The sequence below is a fragment of the Dactylosporangium darangshiense genome (genome assembly GCF_039537565.1).
GTDB classification, from domain to species: Bacteria; Actinomycetota; Actinomycetes; order Mycobacteriales; family Micromonosporaceae; genus Dactylosporangium; species Dactylosporangium darangshiense.
On record NZ_BAABAT010000004.1, the window covers coordinates 487091 to 503681 of the forward strand.

At 72.9% G+C, this 16591-nt stretch carries 15 protein-coding genes; 11 read left to right on the plus strand and 4 right to left on the minus strand.

The window, feature by feature from the left end; genetic code table 11:
* Positions 1–209 precede the first annotated feature (209 nt).
* On the plus strand, positions 210–689 hold the full coding sequence (locus ABD901_RS12115) for a hypothetical protein (RefSeq protein ID WP_345124502.1): 480 nt from the start codon (positions 210–212) through the stop codon (positions 687–689).
* Positions 690–1257: 568 nt separating this feature from the next.
* On the plus strand, positions 1258–1722 hold the full coding sequence (locus tag ABD901_RS12120) for a hypothetical protein (RefSeq protein ID WP_345124504.1): 465 nt from the start codon (positions 1258–1260) through the stop codon (positions 1720–1722).
* A gap of 6 nt (positions 1723–1728) precedes the next feature.
* On the opposite strand, the gene ABD901_RS12125 is transcribed toward ABD901_RS12120, so the two are convergent.
* On the minus strand, positions 1729–2694 hold the full coding sequence (locus tag ABD901_RS12125) for a GNAT family N-acetyltransferase (protein ID WP_345124506.1): 966 nt from the start codon (positions 2692–2694) through the stop codon (positions 1729–1731).
* 107 nt (positions 2695–2801) lie between these two features.
* Here ABD901_RS12125 and fdxA point away from each other — a divergent pair, with 107 nt between their 5' ends.
* The gene (gene fdxA / locus ABD901_RS12130) at positions 2802–3128 is read left to right on the plus strand and encodes a ferredoxin (protein WP_345124508.1); all 327 of its coding nucleotides are present in this window, start codon (positions 2802–2804) and stop codon (positions 3126–3128) included.
* On the plus strand, positions 3125–4237 hold the full coding sequence (dapC, locus tag ABD901_RS12135) for a succinyldiaminopimelate transaminase (RefSeq protein WP_425556686.1): 1113 nt from the start codon (positions 3125–3127) through the stop codon (positions 4235–4237). Before fdxA ends, dapC begins: the two co-directional genes overlap by 4 nt.
* A 67-nt stretch (positions 4238–4304) precedes the next feature.
* On the opposite strand, the gene dapD is transcribed toward dapC, so the two are convergent.
* Positions 4305–5225 (minus strand): 2,3,4,5-tetrahydropyridine-2,6-dicarboxylate N-succinyltransferase, encoded by a 921-nt coding sequence (gene dapD / locus ABD901_RS12140; RefSeq protein WP_345124510.1) that lies wholly within the window; start codon positions 5223–5225, stop codon positions 4305–4307.
* A 34-nt stretch (positions 5226–5259) separates the two neighbouring features.
* On the opposite strand from dapD, the gene dapE reads away from it, so the two are divergent.
* Positions 5260–6324, plus strand: a complete 1065-nt coding sequence (gene dapE, locus ABD901_RS12145; protein ID WP_345124512.1) for a succinyl-diaminopimelate desuccinylase — start codon at positions 5260–5262, stop codon at positions 6322–6324.
* Between the two features lie 24 nt (positions 6325–6348).
* Here dapE and ABD901_RS12150 read toward each other — a convergent pair whose 3' ends face one another.
* On the minus strand, positions 6349–6480 hold the full coding sequence (locus ABD901_RS12150; protein WP_345124514.1) for a hypothetical protein: 132 nt from the start codon (positions 6478–6480) through the stop codon (positions 6349–6351).
* Between the two features lie 120 nt (positions 6481–6600).
* On the minus strand, positions 6601–7383 hold the full coding sequence (locus ABD901_RS12155; RefSeq protein WP_345124516.1) for a DUF3152 domain-containing protein: 783 nt from the start codon (positions 7381–7383) through the stop codon (positions 6601–6603).
* Positions 7384–7454: 71 nt separating this feature from the next.
* On the opposite strand from ABD901_RS12155, the gene ABD901_RS12160 reads away from it, so the two are divergent.
* The 6 genes from ABD901_RS12160 to ABD901_RS12185 all read left to right on the plus strand — a co-directional run bounded on the left by ABD901_RS12160 (position 7455) and on the right by ABD901_RS12185 (position 16573).
* Entirely contained in the window at positions 7455–8231 is a 777-nt protein-coding gene (locus ABD901_RS12160; RefSeq protein ID WP_345124517.1) for an LOG family protein, read from the plus strand.
* Between the two features lies 1 nt (position 8232).
* The gene (locus ABD901_RS12165) at positions 8233–8784 is read left to right on the plus strand and encodes an LOG family protein (protein ID WP_345124518.1); all 552 of its coding nucleotides are present in this window, start codon (positions 8233–8235) and stop codon (positions 8782–8784) included.
* A gap of 97 nt (positions 8785–8881) precedes the next feature.
* Positions 8882–11992 carry an ATP-dependent helicase gene (locus ABD901_RS12170; RefSeq protein ID WP_345124615.1) on the plus strand — a complete coding sequence of 1037 codons (3111 nt, stop codon included), beginning with the start codon at positions 8882–8884 and terminating at the stop codon, positions 11990–11992.
* Positions 11989–15207: an ATP-dependent helicase gene (locus tag ABD901_RS12175; RefSeq protein WP_345124520.1), complete on the plus strand. Its 3219-nt coding sequence runs from the start codon at positions 11989–11991 to the stop codon at positions 15205–15207. The genes ABD901_RS12170 and ABD901_RS12175 overlap by 4 nt, the downstream gene beginning before the upstream one ends.
* 111 nt (positions 15208–15318) lie before the next feature.
* Positions 15319–15480 (plus strand): hypothetical protein, encoded by a 162-nt coding sequence (locus ABD901_RS12180; protein WP_345124522.1) that lies wholly within the window; start codon positions 15319–15321, stop codon positions 15478–15480.
* Positions 15481–15553: 73 nt separating this feature from the next.
* Positions 15554–16573 carry a hypothetical protein gene (locus ABD901_RS12185; protein ID WP_345124524.1) on the plus strand — a complete coding sequence of 340 codons (1020 nt, stop codon included), beginning with the start codon at positions 15554–15556 and terminating at the stop codon, positions 16571–16573.
* Positions 16574–16591: the final 18 nt, after the last annotated feature.

Genomic DNA, 16591 nt, shown 5'->3' on the forward strand with positions numbered 1-16591 from the left:
GATCACGTGGCTCGTGGCCGGGCGGCTCCGGGTCGGGCATTGCCGGGCCAGGCGGGTCCGTGGCCGATGGTTTGGTGGCGGATGGGTCGGTGGCGGACGGGTCGGCGGGCTCGGGCGGTTCGCAGGGGTTTGTTGCGGCCGAAGGAGTCGACCGGTCGGACCTTTCGGGTGCGTTGCCCGATGGTGGGCCCCTTCGGCCCGAGGGGTCCATGGCGGTCGGCGGTGAGACCGGGCGCCAACAGATGTCGCCGGAGGTCGAGAAGCAGGTCGACATCCTCATCGTTGTCACCGGGCTGATCGTCGGCACGTTGCTCGCGGCTGTGCTGGCGCTCATCGAGGCGTTCTACTCGCCGCTGCGGATCGGTGGCGTGCGGGTGCCGGTCTCGCTCGTCATGGCCCTCGTCACCAACCCGCTGCTCGTCTGGTTCGTCATCTCAACGACCCGGCGCCGTCTCGCCGCTCTGCTGCCGGCCGCCGTCTGGTGCGTCATCTGGTTCGTCGCGGCGGGGCGCACCTCCGAAGGGGACCTCGTCATCACCCAGAACAACTGGGTGGGGTTGCTGACGCTGTTCGCCGGGCCGCTGGCGTTCGCGGTCGGCATCTACATCTCGACCCTGCGCCAGCGCGTCGCGGCCTCGCATAACGGTCCGGCCGCGGGCCCGCCGACCGCATCAAGGCCGACCCGCTAGACCAGCCGGCGCATAGACCCACTCGGCCCGGCCGTACGGGTCGCAGCGGGCTCCGTGCTGGAAGAGCCCCGAGCGCCCCGAGCGCCCCCGAGTGTCTTGAGCGCCCCGAGCCCGCGAGCCCTGAGCGCCCTGAGCCCCCTGAGCGTCTCGAGTGCCCCGAGCCCCCGGAGCCCCCGAGCCCCGAGCGCATGAGCTTCCGAGCGCCCCGACCGCACGAGCGCCTCGAACCCCCGAGCGCTCCGAGCCCCCGAGCGCCTCGAGCCCCCGAGCGGCCCGAGGGTCGCGCCCGTCGAGGGCGGTGCAGCGATCGGACCTAGTGGGAACTGGGCGTCGGGGAGAGGCGGCGTCCGCCGAAAGAGGGCGGGTCGCGACCGTGCCAAATCGCATTTGGGTGTGTGGGAATCCGGCGGTGGAGACGTCCGCGGACGGGCGAAGCGGGACGTGTTGCTGGGGATTCAGGGAATTCCGAGGCGGTGGGGGTTGCGCCACGCAGTGTGGACGAGTAGACACGTTTCCGCGCCGGGGTGAGGGTGTCGGCGGATCAGGTACTGGCTGACGGAGGCGTGCGATGAAAGAGCGGTGGCTGCCTGTCGGGCTTGTTGCGGGGGGCCTGTTTCTGGTCAATGTCATCGCGCGGCTCGTGGTGCGGTTCGGGGCCGGCAGCGATGACGGGAAGCAGATCACCATCGGGCTCTGGGCGCTGTTCGCGGTCGGGGCGGTGATGATTCCTGTCGCGTTCTGGTACGGGCGGCGTACGCAGATGATTCGTGTGGTGGGGGAGCTCGGGCTGGCCGTTGTCGTGGCCTGCCTGCTCGCCGTGCTCATCGGGCCGTTCGTGTCCGGGGTCGGGCCGTTCAGCAACGGGGTCGGGCTCGTATTCCGGCAGTTCTTCTACTTTGTCGGGCTCTCGGCGATCGGGGCCGTGGTCGGGCTGCTGCTATTGATGACCACCGGGCTCGATTATCGGTCGCAGTCGTGGAAGCGGTACATCGAGCGCAGCGGGACCAAACCGCGCAAGATCGTGCGGCGGTAACGGGGCTCAGTCGAGCAGGCGGCGCGATGAGTAGGCGTGGTGGACGGTGAAGCCCAGGCGTTCGTACAGCGCCACGGCCGGCGTGTTGCGCTGCTCCACCTGCAGATAAGCGTCGCGGGCGCCCAGCGATACGGCCCATTCACACAAAGCGGCGATCAGGCGCTGCGCGAGGCCCTGGCGGCGGTACCGCTCGTCGACGCCGATGAGCGACAGGCCCAGCCAGCGGGAGTCGTCGTCGGCCACGCAGCCGCGGGCGGTGGCCATGAGGGCGCCGTCCTCGGCGTACCACTCGGCAAAGCGCACGTGCGGGACCTGGGTGAGCACGCCCACGGCCTTGGCGGGAAGCGGGCCCTTCCGGCCGCCCACGGCCGCGAGCCACTCCGCGGACGGTGCCTCGGCGAGCTCGATGCGGCCGGCGGAGGTCCACGGTGTCTGCGCGAGCGTCAACAGGAGCTGGGTGAGCGGGGCGGTCATCACCTGGGTGACCGGGTTGGCGAACCAGCCGCGGCGCTCCAGCTCGTCGTCCAGGCGCTGGAAGAGGGGCACGGGGACGCTCATCGCGGGGACGAGGGAGCGTTGGCGGTACCACTGCTGGACGAAATCGATCGCGTCGGGCAGCGGCAGGTCGGGATCGCCGATGACGAGGGCCGAGTTGGCGCGCTGGGTCCAGCCGTCCGTGGCGCGCAGGATCCAGTCGCCGAGCTGCGCGTGCTCCGCCGGTGGCCAGCCCTTGGCGGCGGCGGCTTCGAGGGATTCGGTTGGGGTGAAACGGCGGCGCGGGGGTACAGTTTTGGCGCGGGTGATCTCATGGATTGGAACGCGGACCGCGCCCGAGCGCGCACGCACTGTGAGATGCGTCTCGGTCGCTTCGAGCAGCTGGCCCAGAATGTCCGAAAACACGGGTCGTGCGTCGCGCATCCCGACGAATCGGCGCACGACGACGCGCTGTCCCACGTGTTGTGGCCCGAGCACGATCGACCTCCCGTGAACCTGGATACTAGGCTCGTACCGCCGCGGTAGGGATGCGGCGGGGTTCGCCAGCTCAGGTTGGCAGCCTCAGGTGCGAAAGAGGGCGACCCGTGACTTACATCATCGCCGAACCTTGCGTGGACCTGCTCGACAAGGCATGCATCGAAGAATGCCCGGTCGACTGCATCTACGAGGGCAACCGCATGCTCTACATCCACCCCGACGAATGCGTGGACTGCGGCGCCTGCGAGCCGGTCTGCCCAGTCGAGGCGATCTTCTACGAGGACGATGTCCCGGAGAAGTGGAAGGACTTCGTCGGCGCCAACTACACGTTCTTCGACGAGCTGGGCTCGCCGGGTGGCGCCTCGAAGGTTGGCAAGGTCGAGAAGGACGCAGCGTTCGTCGCCGGCCTGCCGCCGCAGGAGCACGACCACTGACCGGCACCGTTTCCGCAGCAGGAGCCCGGCGCGCACTGGCGGCCGGGCTACCGGACTTTCCGTGGGACCGGCTGGAGCCCGCCAAGGCGGCAGCGGCCCGGCACCCGGCCGGTCTGGTCGACCTCTCGATCGGCACGCCGGTCGACCCGGTGCCGGCGGTGATCCGCGCTGCGCTGGCCGAGGCGTCCGACTCGCCGGGGTATCCGCTGACCGCCGGCACCCCGCGCCTGCGCGAGGCGATCCGCGAGTGGGTGCACCACTGGTGCAGCCCCGGCTCCGACGCGTTCGGCGTGCTGCCGACGATCGGCTCGAAGGAGCTGGTCGCCTGGCTGCCGACGCTGCTGGGGTTCGGGCCCGGCGATACGGTGGTGATCCCGCAGGTGTGCTACCCGACGTACGAGGTCGGCGTGCAGCTGGCCGGTGCGACCGTCGTGCGCGCGGACTCGCTCACTGCGCTCGGGCCGAGCCGGGTCGGCATGGTCTGGGTCAACTCGCCGTCCAACCCGACCGGCCGGGTGCTGCCCGAGGCGCACCTGCGCAAGGTCGTGCAGTGGGCGCGCGAGCGCGGCGCGATCGTGGTCAGCGACGAGTGCTATCTCCCGCTGCCCTGGGAGGCGGCGCCGGTGTCGATCCTGTCCGTGTGCGACGGTGTGTTCGACAACGTGCTCGCCGTGCATTCGCTCTCGAAGCGGTCGAATCTCGCGGGGTACCGCGCGGGCTTCCTCGCCGGCGACCCGGCCCTCGTCGAGGAGATCCTGGCGGTGCGCAAGCACTCCGGCATGATCGTGCCCGGCCCGGTGCAGGCGGCGATGGTCGCGGCCCTCGGCGATGAGGGGCACGTCGACGAGCAGCGCGAGCGCTACGCCCGGCGGCGGCAGATCCTGCGCGGTGCCTTCGAGCGCGCCGGGTTCACCGTCGAGCATTCCGAGGCCGGTCTGTACCTCTGGCTCACCCGCGGCGAGGACTCCTGGTCGACGCTCGACTGGCTGGCCGAGCGGGGCATCCTGGCCGCGCCGGGCGCCTTCTACGGCCCGGCCGGCGAGCGGCACGTCCGGGTGGCGCTGACCGCGACGGACGAGCGCGTCGAGTCGGCGGCGTCCCGCCTCTAGCTCACAGCAACCCGCCTCTAGCTCACAGCAAAAGGGCCCCGGCCGGCGGCCGGGGCCCTTCGCGCGCTCAGTTCGCGTGCAGCGCCGCGTTGAGCTCGATGCCGCGGCCCTGGCGCTCGCGCACCTCGAGGCGGCCCGTCACCGAGTTGCGGATGAAGAGCAGGTTGTTCAGGCCGGACAGCTCGCGGGCCTTGACCACGCGGCCGTCGGGCAGGGTGAGCTTCGAGCCCGCGGTGATGTAGCAGCCGGCCTCGACCACGCAGTCGTCGCCGAGCGAGATGCCGATGCCCGCGTTCGCGCCGAGCAGGCAGCGCTCGCCGAGGCTGATCGTCTCCTTGCCGCCGCCCGACAGCGTGCCCATGATCGACGAGCCGCCGCCCACGTCGGTGCCGTCGCCGACCACGACGCCGGCCGAGATGCGGCCCTCGACCATCGAGGTGCCCAGCGTGCCGGCGTTGAAGTTGACGAAGCCCTCGTGCATGACCGTGGTGCCCGGTGCCAGGTGGGCGCCGAGGCGCACCCGGTCGGCGTCGGCGATGCGCACGCCCGACGGCGTCACGTAGTCCACCATCCGCGGGAACTTGTCGATGCCGAACACGTTCAGCCGGCGCCCGGCGCGCCGCTCGCGCAGGCGCAGCTCGTCGACCTGCTCGGGCAGGCACGGGCCGGCCGAGGTCCAGGCGACGTTGGCCAGCAGGCCGAACTGCCCGTCGAGGTTGGCCTGGTGCGGCCGGATCAGCCGGTGGGAGAGCAGGTGCAGGCGCAGGTACACGTCGGCCGTGCTCGTCGGCGCGTCGCCGAGCGACTGGATCTCCACCCGGACCGGCTCGGACTTGTCGGAAATGTCCGAAAGATCCGTAAGGTCGGCGGGGATCGCGCCGAGGCCGAGGCTGCCGGTGGGGAACCAGACGTCGAGCACCTGGCCGGTGGGGGCAACGGTGGCCAGGCCCAGGCCCCACGCGGGGGAGTCGATGTAGGCGGTCGTCACGTGAGCGAACGCTACCCCATCTAATGTCGAAGCCATGCTCACCCGTGAAGTCCTCGCCGATCCCGTCGCCCTGACCCGCGCGCTGGTCGACATCGAGTCCGTCTCCGGCAACGAGGCCGAGATCGCCGACCGGGTCGAGGAGGCCCTCTCCGCCACCGAGCTCAAGGTGGAGCGCTTCGGGCACACGATCGTGGCGCGGACCGAGCTCGACCGGCCGCAGCGCGTCGTGCTGGCCGGCCACCTCGACACGGTGCCGCTGCACGACAACTTCCCGTCGCGCACCGAGGACGGGCTCATGTGGGGCTGCGGGACGGCCGACATGAAGGCCGGCACGGCGATCGCCCTGCACCTGGCTGTCACCGAGCCCGCCCCGCGCCACGACGTCACCTACGTGTTCTACGACTGCGAAGAGGTCGACTCGGCGCGCAACGGCCTCAAGATCCTCGCCGACCGCAGCCCGCACCTGCTGACCGATGCATCCTTTGCGGTACTCCTGGAGCCGACCCACGGCCTGATCGAGGGCGGATGCCAGGGAACGCAGCGCGTGATGGTGCGCACCAGCGGCAAGCGCGCGCACTCGGCCCGCTCGTGGCTCGGCGAGAACGCGATCCACAAGGCCGCCCCGATCCTGGAGCGCCTGCAGCGGTACCGCGAACGCATCGTCACCATCGACGGCTGCGAGTACCACGAGGGCCTCAACGCGGTGCGCATCACCGGCGGCGTGGCCGGCAACGTCATCCCCGACGAGTGCGTGGTCGAGATCAACTTCCGCTTCGCACCGGACCGTGACGAGGCCGCGGCCGAAGCCCACGTGCGCGAGGTCTTCGACGGCTTCGACATCGAGTTCGTCGACTCGGCTCCCGGCGCGCTGCCCGGCCTGGACGCGCCGGCGGCCCAGGAGCTGCTGGCCGCGACCGGCCGCCCGCCGCGGGCGAAGCTGGGCTGGACGGATGTGGCTCGGTTCGCGGTGCTGGGCGTCCCGGGCCTCAACTTCGGCCCCGGCGACCCGAACCTGGCCCACAAGCAGGACGAACACGTCGAGCTCGCGAAGATCGTCGAGGGCGCCGAGGTGATGCGCCGCTGGCTGCGCGGCTCCTGACGCGCTCGGGTGGTGGCTTCCCGCTCAGATCGAGTCGGGGGCCGGCTCCTCGGCGACGGGCGGGGCGAGCTGGTGCATCATGCGGCGGACCGCGAGCACCTCGCGAATCCGCCGGTTCATCTGCCGCTTCTGGCGGTCCTGCTCCGATCGTGTCATCCCGGTCACACCCCCATGTCCCGCCAACCGGTATATCGAGTAGGACGCGACGGTAGGGCCGAACGTTGCCGTCCGCACCCGTTTTCTTGGTGGACCGATCAGCTTTTCTTGGTGGATCGATCAGCGCGGCGCCGGCGGACCGGTCACGAAGTGCTGGCCGTCCGGGTAGGGCCAGGCGTTGGCGACGCAGCCGTCCAGGCCGAGGGACTGACGCGACATCACCGGGGCGAGGGCGCCCTTGCGCGGGCAGATCGAGTGGCCGTTGCCCAGGAAGTGGCCGACCTCGTGGTTGACGACCATGTTGCGGTACTCCGCGACGCTCGGATACCAGGCCACGGCCAGCAGCCAGCGCTTCAGGTTGATGATGACGTCCCGGCCGCCGCGGCAGGAGACCTCGCCCCGCGTGCGCACGCCGCGCTTGGCGCACATGGAGTCGGTGGTGGAAGGCGTGGCCAGGTGGACGGTGAGCTCGCTGGGAGCGCCGGCGGGGACCCGCTGGAACGAGAAGCGGCCGCCGGCGATCCAGCTGTGCGGGTCGCCGAGGGTCTGCTGTACCGCTGCGGCAAACACCTCCGGATCGACGCCGGAGCCCTGCTCGGTCGCCACGACGTAATGGACGAGGTGGCCGGAGGCGCCGACGCGGTCGCCGCCCGTCGTCGCGTAGTCGAAGCGGCCGTTGCCCCGCGCGGGGACGCTGGGCGGGCCGGTCGGCGTCGGGGACAGGGAGACGGAAGGGGAGGCGGAGGGAGCAGCGGACGGCGACGGCGAAGGGGTCTCGACGACCGACGGGGACGGCGATGCGGCGGTCAGAACCGCGGACGAATTCGTGCTGTACCAAACGACAACGGCACTCAGCACCAACGCAGACGCCAGCGTCAGCACCAGCCAGGCCCGTCGCACCATGGCCGTATTGGACCACGACATCGCCGGGTCGGTGGGCCCCGATCCGGCGTGATCGACGTACCGTAACGGGCATGAGCGAGCCCAAACGCAGCCGGCCGCAGGAGCGGCATCGCGGAATGGTGACCCTGCGACGCGATGCGATCCCGCCGAGCACCGCCGACCAGCGGCTGCTCGACTCGCACCTGCGCCACGAGTGGAAGACCAAGGACGCGTGGCGTGCGCTGCGCATTCTCAGCGAGTTCGTCGAGGGCTTCGACACGCTCGCCGACCTGCCGCCCGCGGTGAGCGTGTTCGGCTCGGCGCGCAGCAAGCCCGACAGCAAAGAGTGGCGCATGGGCGAGGAGTTGGGCGGCGCGCTCGCGCGGGCGGGCTACGCGGTGATCACCGGCGGCGGGCCAGGTGTCATGGAGGCGGCGAACAAGGGCGTCGCCGAGGCCGGCGGGCTCTCCATCGGGCTGGGCATCGAGCTGCCGTTCGAGCAGGGCCTCAACGACTGGGTCGACATCGGCATCGACTTCCGGTACTTCTTCGCCCGCAAGACCATGTTCGTCAAGTACGCCCAGGCGTTCGTCGTGCTGCCCGGCGGCTTCGGCACGCTCGACGAGCTGTTCGAGGCCGTGACGCTGGTGCAGACGCGCAAGGTCACGCGCTTCCCGGTCGTGCTGATGGGCACCGCCTACTGGCAGGGGCTCATCGAGTGGATCCAGGACACCATGCTGCCCGACGGCAAGATCGGCCCCGAGGACCTGCAGCTGTTGTACCTCACCGACGACGTCGACGCGGCCGTGGCACACATCCGTGAGGCGGGCGAGCACCTGGACGACGACAAGCTGGGCGGGGGGAGCTGACGTGGCGGCGATCGGTGTGTTCTGCGCCTCCTCGCAGCGGCTCGAGGGCCGGTGGCTCGACCTCGCGCACGACCTGGGCGTCGAGATCGGCCGGCGGGGGCACGAGCTCGTCTCCGGCGGCGGCTGCGTCGGCATGATGGGCGCGGTGGCCGACGGCGCTCGCGAGGGCGGCGCGCGGACCCTGGGCGTGATACCACAGTCGCTGGTCGACCTGGAGGTCGCCGACGTCAAGGCCGACGAGCTGGTCGTCACCGACGGCATGGCGGCGCGCAAGACGCTGCTCATCGACCGGGCCGACGCGTTCATCACGCTGCCCGGCGGCCTCGGCACGCTCGACGAGCTCTTCGAAGTCTGGACCACGGCCACGCTCTCCCTGCATCGCAAGCCGATCCTGCTGCTGGACTCCGACGGCTTCTACTCCGGCCTGCTGGAGTGGCTGCGCGGCGCGACCAAGCAGGAGTTCATCCGCCCCGAGGCGATGGCGATGATCCTCGTCTCCAAGGACGTGCAGGAGTCCCTCGACCTGGTGGAAGAGGCATTGATTCGGACGTAACCGAAATGGCGAATGTGGGATCCGGCGCGGCGCGTGATTGCATAACCGCGTGACCGCGACTGCTTCCCCCGCGGGCCCGCGCCGTGCCTACCGGCTCGTGCGCCGGGCCCCGGCCCCGGCCGTCCCGGTCTTCGCCGACCCGTGGCAGCGCCTGGTCGTCGAGCACACCGCCGGGCCGCTGCTCGTCATCGGCGGCCCCGGCACCGGCAAGACCAGCACGCTCGTCGAGGCCGTCGCCGCGCGGGTCGCCGAGGGCGGCGACCCGGAGGGCGTCCTCGTGCTGACGTTCGGCCGGCGGGGCGCGGTCCGGCTGCGCGACCGCATCGAGGCGCGGCTCGGGCGGGCCGGCGACGTGCGGACCACGGCCGAGCCGATGGTGCGGACCTTCCACGGGTACGCGTTCGGCCTGCTGCGCCGCGCCGCCGTCGAGCGCGGCGAGGCCTCGCCCCGGCTGCTGACCGGCCCCGAGCAGGACCTGGTCATCCGCGAGCTGCTCGCCGAGTCGGGCGCGCCGTGGCCGGAGTCGCTGCGCAGCGCGCTCAACACCCGTGCGTTCGCCACCGAGCTGCGCGACCTGCTGCTGCGGGCCGTCGAACGCGGCGTCGGGCCGGCCGGGCTCGCCGAGCTCGCCCGGGTGCACCGCCGCGCCGACTGGGCCGCCGCTGCCGATTTCTTCCGGGAGTACCTCCAGGTGCTCGCGTTGCGCGACGCCACCGGGCGCGGCTCCGTCGCGTACGACTACGCCGAACTGGTCCGGGCGGCGGCGGGGCTGCTGGCCGACGAGCCGGAGCTGCTCGAGCGGGAGCGGCGGCGACTGGCGTACGTGTACGTCGACGAGCTGCCCGACACCGACCCCGCGCAGGTCGAGCTGCTGGAGCTGGTCGCCGGCCACGGCAAGCACCTGGTGGCCTTTGCCGACCCGGACTCCTCGACGTTCGCCTTCCGCGGCGCGGACCCGGCGATCGTCGGGGACTTCGCGCTGCATTTTCCTGGTGCGGTACACGTGACACTGCCGCATTCGCGGCGGCTCGGCGAGGGGCTGCTGGCCCCGATCGGGCGGGTCGCGGTGCGGCTGCGCGGCCCTTCGCGGCATCGGTTGCTGATGAAGCCGTCGCGGGGCGGGGGGACCGTCGAGACGCGGACGTTCGCGTCGGAGACGTCGGAGGCGGCGTTCATCGCGCACCGCCTGCGCGAGGCGCACCTGCTCAGGAACATTCCGTGGGCGCGGATGGCGGTCGTCGTGCGCTCGACCGCGCGGCAGCTGGCGCCGCTGCGGCGGGCGCTGCACTCGGCCGGCGTGCCGACGATGACCGAGGCCGAGGACCTGCCGCTGCACCTCCAGCCGGCGATCGCACCGCTGCTGCTGCTCCTGCGGTGCGCGCTCGACGACGCGCGCCTGGACGAGGACGCGGCGGTCGCCCTGCTGCACTCGCCGCTGGGCGGCGCGGACCCGCTCGCCGAGCGGCGGCTGCGGCAGGGGCTGCGGGCGCTGGCGCTGGCCGCGGGGGACCGGCGGCACTCGGGCGTGCTGCTGCTCGCCGCGCTGCGCGACCCGGCGGAGCTGGCGATGATCGAGCGGCGCTGGGCCGCGCCCGCCCGGGCGGTGGCCGGCCTGCTGCAGCAGGCGCGCGACGCGGCGAGCCGGCCCGGCGCGACCGCCGAGGAGGTCCTGTGGGCGGTGTGGCACGCCAGCGGCCTGGCCGAGCGCTGGTCGGCGCTGAGCGCCCGCGGCGGGCACCGCGGCGCGGCCGCCGACCGTGACCTCGATGCGGTCGTCTCGCTCTTCGACGCCGCGGCACGCTTCACCGACCGGCTGCCGGGCGCCGGCGCCGACATCTTCCTCGACCACGTCGAGGGCCAGGACCTGCCGGCCGACAACCTGGCCCCTTCGGCGGACCGGGGCGACGCGGTGCGCATCCTCACCGCGCACGCCGCGAAGGGGCTGGAGTGGGACGTCGTGGCCGTCGCCGGTGTGCAGGAGGGCGTCTGGCCCGACCTGCGCCTGCGCGGCAGCGTGCTCGGCTCCGAGCTGCTCGTCGAGGTGCTGGCCGGGCGCACGATGGAGACCATCGGCCGGCTCTCGGCGCTGCTGGACGAGGAGCGGCGGCTGTTCTACGTCGCGATCTCCCGGGCCCGGGAGCAGGTGCTGGTCACGGCGGTGGCGTCCGGCGACGGTGAGGAGCAGCCGAGCCGGTTCCTCACCGAGCTGTCCGTCGAGGAGGACCAGGATCAGCTCGCGTTCTCCCCGCCCCGCCCGCTGACGCTGCCGACGCTCGTCGCCGAGCTGCGCATGGCGCTGGTCGACCCGGACGCGCCCGAGGACCGCCGCGCCGCGGCCGCCGGCATGCTGGCCCGCCTCGCCGCCGAGGGGGTGCCCGGCGCCGACCCGGACAGCTGGTGGGGGCTGCCGGCGCTGTCCGACGACCGGCCGCTGGCCGACGTGGGCGAGCCGGTGCAGGTCACGCCGTCGACCGTGGAGAGCGTCGACCGGTGCAGCCTGCGGTGGCTGCTGGAGCGGCACGGCGGCGCGCTCACCCCGTCGCCCGAGCAGTCCATCGGCAACCTGGTGCACGCCGCGGCGATGCTGGCCGCGGACGCGAGCGCGGACCGGGCGCAGCTGGTGGCGTACGTCGCCGACCGCTTCGACGCCATCGAGCTCTCCGCGCGCTGGCTCGCCGGCCGCGAGCGCGACCGCGCCGAGACGATGCTCGACAAGCTCATCGGCTGGCTCGCCGGCAACCCGCGCCGGCTCGTCGCGATCGAGCAGGACTTCCTCGTCGAGCTTGCCGACCCCGACGCGCCGGTGGAGATCAAGGGCCGGGTCGACCGGCTCGAGCTGGACGAGCACGGCCGGCTCGTGGTCGTCGACCTCAAGACCGGCAAGAGCATCCCGGCCAACGCCAACCTGGCCGAGCACCCGCAGCTGGCCGCCTACCAGGCCGCGATCGAGCTCGGCGCGTTCGAGGAGTCCACGGTGCCGGGCGGAGCCTCCTTGGTACAACTGGGCGGAGAAACCAACGCCGCCCGGGAACAGGTGCAGCCGCCGTTGGCCGAGGCCGACGACCCGAACTGGGCCCGCGCCCTCGTGCAGCGCACGGCCCGCACCATGGCCGCCTCCACGTTCAACGCCGTGGTCAACAACAAGTGCCGGGTCTGCCCGGTGAAGACCTCGTGCCCGGTGTCTGGCAAGGGCCGGCACGTGACATGAACGCACCGCGGTACACGCCGGTCGAGCTCGCCCGGCTGCTGAAGCTGCCGGCGCCGACACGGCAGCAGGCGAACGTCATCGAGGCGCCGGTCGGGCCGCTGCTCGTCGTCGCCGGCGCCGGGTCGGGCAAGACCGAAACCATGGCCGCCCGCGTCGTGTGGCTCGTCGCCAACGGACACGTGCGCCCCGAGCAGGTCCTCGGCCTGACCTTCACCCGCAAGGCCGCCGGCGAGCTGTCCCACCGCATCCGGCAGCGGCTGGGCCAGCTCGTGCGCCGCCTCGGCCGCGACGACCTGATCGCCGGCGAGCCGTCCGTGGCCACCTACCACTCCTACGCCGCCCGGGTGGTGCGCGAGCACGGGGTGCGCGCCGGCTTCGAGCCGTCGACCCGGCTGCTCACCGAGGCCGCGTGCTGGCAGCTCGCCGACGCGGTCGTGCGCGCGTACGACGGGGACATGACCGCCGTGTCCTCGGCGCCCTCGACGGTCGTCGACGCCGTGCTGCACCTGGCCGGCGACCTCGCCGAGCACCTGCGCGAGCCGGCGGACGTGGCCGCCTGGACCGGCCGGTTCTTCGCCGAGGTCGGCTCGAAGACCGGCAAGATGGCCAAGCCGGTGCGCGACGTGCTCTCCCGCCAACAGGCGCGCCTGCAGCTGCTGCCGCTCATCCGGCAGTACACCGAGAAAAAAGCGCTGCTGGAGGCCATGGACTTCGGCGACCAGCTCTCCCGCGCGGCCGGCGTCGCCGTGGCGCACGCCGAGGTCGGGCAGGTCGAGCGGGACCGCTACCAGGTCGTGCTGCTCGACGAGTACCAAGACACCTCGCACGCCCAGGTCGTGCTGCTGCGCGCCCTGTTCGGCGACGGGCACCCGGTGACCGCGGTCGGCGACCCCTGCCAGTCGATCTACGGCTGGCGCGGCGCCTCTGCGGGCACCCTGGAGCGCTTCCCGGCCGAGTTCCCGCCCGCGCCCGGCGGCGCCGCGCCCGTGCTGTCGCTGACCACGAGCTGGCGCAACCGCCCCGAGATCCTCGACGTCGCCAACGCCCTCTCGCTGCCGCTGCGCTCCGCCGGCGCCCGCGTCGAGGAGCTCGCGCCGGCCGACGTGCTCGCCGAGCCCGCCTCGACCGCGACCGTGCACTGCGCGCTGCTGGACACCTACACCGAGGAGGCCGCCTGGGTCGCCGACCGCGTCCTCGCCTCGTGGCGGCTGGCGGCGAAGGTCGACCCGGACACGTTCCCCTACGACATCCCGGTCGAGGACCGCCCCTCGACGGCGATCCTGGTGCGCACCCGCGCCCAGATCCCGGCGCTGGAGAACGCGCTGCGCTCGCGCGGCCTGCCGGTCGAGGTGGTGGGCCTCGGCGGGTTGCTGGACACGCCCGAGGTACGCGACGTCGTCAGCATCATGCGGGTGCTCGCCGACCCGGCCGAGGGCGCCGCGCTGCTGCGCATCCTGACCGGCCCGCGGTGGCGCATCGGCCCGCGCGACCTCGTCGCCCTCTACCGCCGGGCGCGCTCGCTCGCCGCCGCCCGCCGGCACGGCGACGCCGCCGCCGAGCCCGAGCTGGCCGATCGTCTCGATGAGGCGGTACTCGTCGAGGCGCTCGACGACCTCGGCGACCCGGCGCTGTACTCCGAGGAGGGCCACCGCCGCTTCGCCCGCCTCGGCGGCGAGCTGCGTTCCCTGCGCCGCCGTCTCGACCAGCCGCTGCCCGACCTCGTCGCCGACATCGAGCGGGTTACCGGCCTCGACGTCGAGGTCGCCGCCCGGGCGGGCGACGCGGGCCTGGCCCGCGGGCACCTCGACGCGTTCAGCAACATCGCCGCCCGCTTCGCCGCCGAGTCCGAGGGCGCGACACAGAGCGCGTTCCTGGCCTTCCTGGCCGCCGCCGAGAACGAGGAACGCGGCCTGGCACCCGGAGAGGTCGAGGTCGTCGAGGGCGCCGTGCAGATCCTGACCGCGCACGCGGCCAAGGGCCTCGAGTGGGACGTCGTGGCCGTGGCCGGCCTGTGCGCCGAGGTCTTCCCCGGCCCGAGCAACGCCGGCGACCACTGGCTGCGCGGCCTCGGCGTGCTGCCCTTCCCGCTGCGCGGCGACCACGCCGGCCTGCCGGCCCTCGACCTGTCCACGGTCGCCGACGTCAAGGGCGTGGTCGGCGCGCTCGAGACGTTCAGCCGCGACTGGCGCGAGCACGACATCCGCGAGGAGCGGCGCCTTGCCTACGTCGCCGTGACCCGCCCGCGCCGCCTGCTGCTGGCCAGCGGGTACTGGTGGGGCGAGGGCGTCAAGCGCGCCCGCGGCCCGTCGGTGTTCCTGGAGGAGATCCGCGAGCGCTGCCTGTCCGGCGCCGGCGCCGTGGACGCGTGGGCCCCCAAGCCCGAGGCCGACGCGCAGAACCCGACCGCCGCGGACGTGCCCAGCGCGAGCTGGCCGGCCGACCCGCTCGGCCCGCGCCGCCCCCTGCTCGAGGCGGCCGCGGCCCTGGTCCGCTCCGCCGCGCCCGAGATCGCCGACGTGGCGGATCCGCTGGCCCAGCGCTGGTCGCAGGAGACGGAGCTGCTGCTCGCCGAGCGGGCCCGCCTGGCACCGCGCCCCGACGCCGCCGTCGACGTCTCCCTGCCCGGCCACCTCTCGGTCTCCCAGCTCGTCGCCCTGCGCCGCGACCCGCAGCGCCTGGCCCGCTCTCTGCGCCGCCCGCTGCCGTCGCGCCCCGACCCGTACGCCCGTCGCGGCACCGCCTTCCACCACTGGTTGGAGCAGCGCTTCCGGGCCGAACGCCTGCTCGACCTCGACGAGCTGCCCGGTGCCGCCGACGAGGGCGCCGCGCCGGACGCGGCCCTGAGCGACCTGCAGGCCCGCTTCCTCGAAAGCGTCTGGGCCGATCTGGTACCCCTGGACGTCGAGGTCCCGTTCGCCTCCGTCATCGCCGGCGTCGTGGTCCGCGGCCGCATGGACGCCGTGTACCGCTACCCGGACGGCCGCTACGACGTCGTCGACTGGAAGACCGGCGCCCGTCCGGCGGGCGTGGACGCGACCGCCGCCGCCGTCCAGCTCGCCGCGTACCGCCTGGCCTGGGCGGAGCTGCGTGGCATCCCCCTGGCCCAGGTCGGCGCCGCCTTCTTCTACGTCCGCAGCGGCGAGACCGTCCGCCCCGCGGACCTCCTGGACGAGCCCGGCCTCCTGTCCCTGATCACCGCGGTTCCCCAGCCGTGAAACTGTCGGTCTGAAGCTCAATGAATTGGCAAGGTTCCGACAGCCTGCTGTCGCCGGAACCGTTTCGTCGCCCAAGCTGTCCAAGAGGGCATGCGAGGGGAAGTGCTCAGGATGCAGGCACCACAGGTTCGCGAGGTCGCGCTGGTGGTCGGGGTCGCCACCGCCGGGGTCGTCACCGTCGCGCTGATCGTCCTAGGGCCGGTCGCCTGGTCGGACGGGCCGAGATATCCGCAGGTCACTCAGCTGCACACGCCCACGCAGGCGCAGCCGTAAGGCCGGTTCCCAGCCAACCCCCACCGGGGGCTGCTGGCAACCGTAGCCCCCGGCTGCGACACTTGGCGTTGACATGACCGAGCAGCGTTCGCCCTGGGCCGTGCCGGACACGCAGACCGTGATCGAACCGGTGCTGCCTGCATCCACGCCGCCGTCCGCGAGCCCGGCCGCGCCGACCGAGGGGCGACCGGGTCCTTCCGCGCGCCCCGGGACCACGCCGATCGCGCCCGGCTACGGCTCCGGGCGGGTGTCGCGGTTCGGCACGCCGCCGCCCCCACCGCCGCCCGACGTGCTCTTCGGCGGGCCCGGCGACGGCGACGACGACCCGATCAAGCGCAACCAGCGGATCCTCAAGTGGCTCGGCGGCGGCGCCGTGCTCGTCGTGGCGATCGGGCTGATCGTGATCCTCGTGTCGGTGCTGACCGACAACGCCCGCACGCCCGGCGGGCTGTTCAACCGCAAGGCGGACGCGCCCAGCGACACGCGGCCGGAGCTCGCCCGCCGCTGCCCGCCGCCGACGATCCCGCCGGACAACCCCAACAAGGGCGGCGCCGAGGTCCCGGCGGGGCCGCGCACCGTCGACTCCGAGTCCGGCATCAGCTACAAGCAGTACGGAGCGCCCTGGCGATCGCTGCTGGAGAACTGGCGCGACCAGGGAGACCTCAAGATCACGTACCGGATCGGCCAGGACTTCGTCACCGAGCCCAACTACGACGGCAACCTCAGCGACTACCACGCGACGATCCTGTCCGGGCACGTGCCGGCGGCGGTCAACGACGGCATGGTGCTCGACCTGCACTGCGTCGGCGACCAGATCGCCGCGGACGTGCGGGTCAGCTTCTACCCCAAGGGCAACCAGCTCGAGCAGATCGAGGCCAAGGACCTGACCCTGGGCGGGCGCCCCGCGCGGCTGCTGAAGTTCCGGCTGCACTTCAGCCAGCCGGGGCTCAAGGCCAAGAGCGAGCTCGTGTCGATCGCGCTCGTCGACCTCGGCAAGCCGGAGGCGGCGATCCTCTACGTGTCGATCCCCGACACGCACCGTCAGTTCGACTACGTCGCCGACGAGGCGCCGGAGAGCATCCGGCCCGTCTGAGCTGCTGCGGTGGCGCCA

What these genes read in the sequence shown, in the direction of transcription:
- ABD901_RS12115 (WP_345124502.1), top strand. Translation starts at nt 210, where the DNA reads ATGGCGGTCGGCGGTGAGACCGGGCGCCAACAGATGTCGCCGGAGGTC.
- ABD901_RS12155 (WP_345124516.1), bottom strand. Translation starts at nt 7,383, where the DNA reads ATGGTGCGACGGGCCTGGCTGGTGCTGACGCTGGCGTCTGCGTTGGTG.
- ABD901_RS12175 (WP_345124520.1), top strand. Translation starts at nt 11,989, where the DNA reads ATGAACGCACCGCGGTACACGCCGGTCGAGCTCGCCCGGCTGCTGAAG.
- ABD901_RS12160 (WP_345124517.1), top strand. Translation starts at nt 7,455, where the DNA reads ATGAGCGAGCCCAAACGCAGCCGGCCGCAGGAGCGGCATCGCGGAATG.
- ABD901_RS12185 (WP_345124524.1), top strand. Translation starts at nt 15,554, where the DNA reads ATGACCGAGCAGCGTTCGCCCTGGGCCGTGCCGGACACGCAGACCGTG.
- ABD901_RS12150 (WP_345124514.1), bottom strand. Translation starts at nt 6,480, where the DNA reads ATGACACGATCGGAGCAGGACCGCCAGAAGCGGCAGATGAACCGGCGG.
- dapE (WP_345124512.1), top strand. Translation starts at nt 5,260, where the DNA reads ATGCTCACCCGTGAAGTCCTCGCCGATCCCGTCGCCCTGACCCGCGCG.
- ABD901_RS12120 (WP_345124504.1), top strand. Translation starts at nt 1,258, where the DNA reads ATGAAAGAGCGGTGGCTGCCTGTCGGGCTTGTTGCGGGGGGCCTGTTT.
- ABD901_RS12180 (WP_345124522.1), top strand. Translation starts at nt 15,319, where the DNA reads ATGCAGGCACCACAGGTTCGCGAGGTCGCGCTGGTGGTCGGGGTCGCC.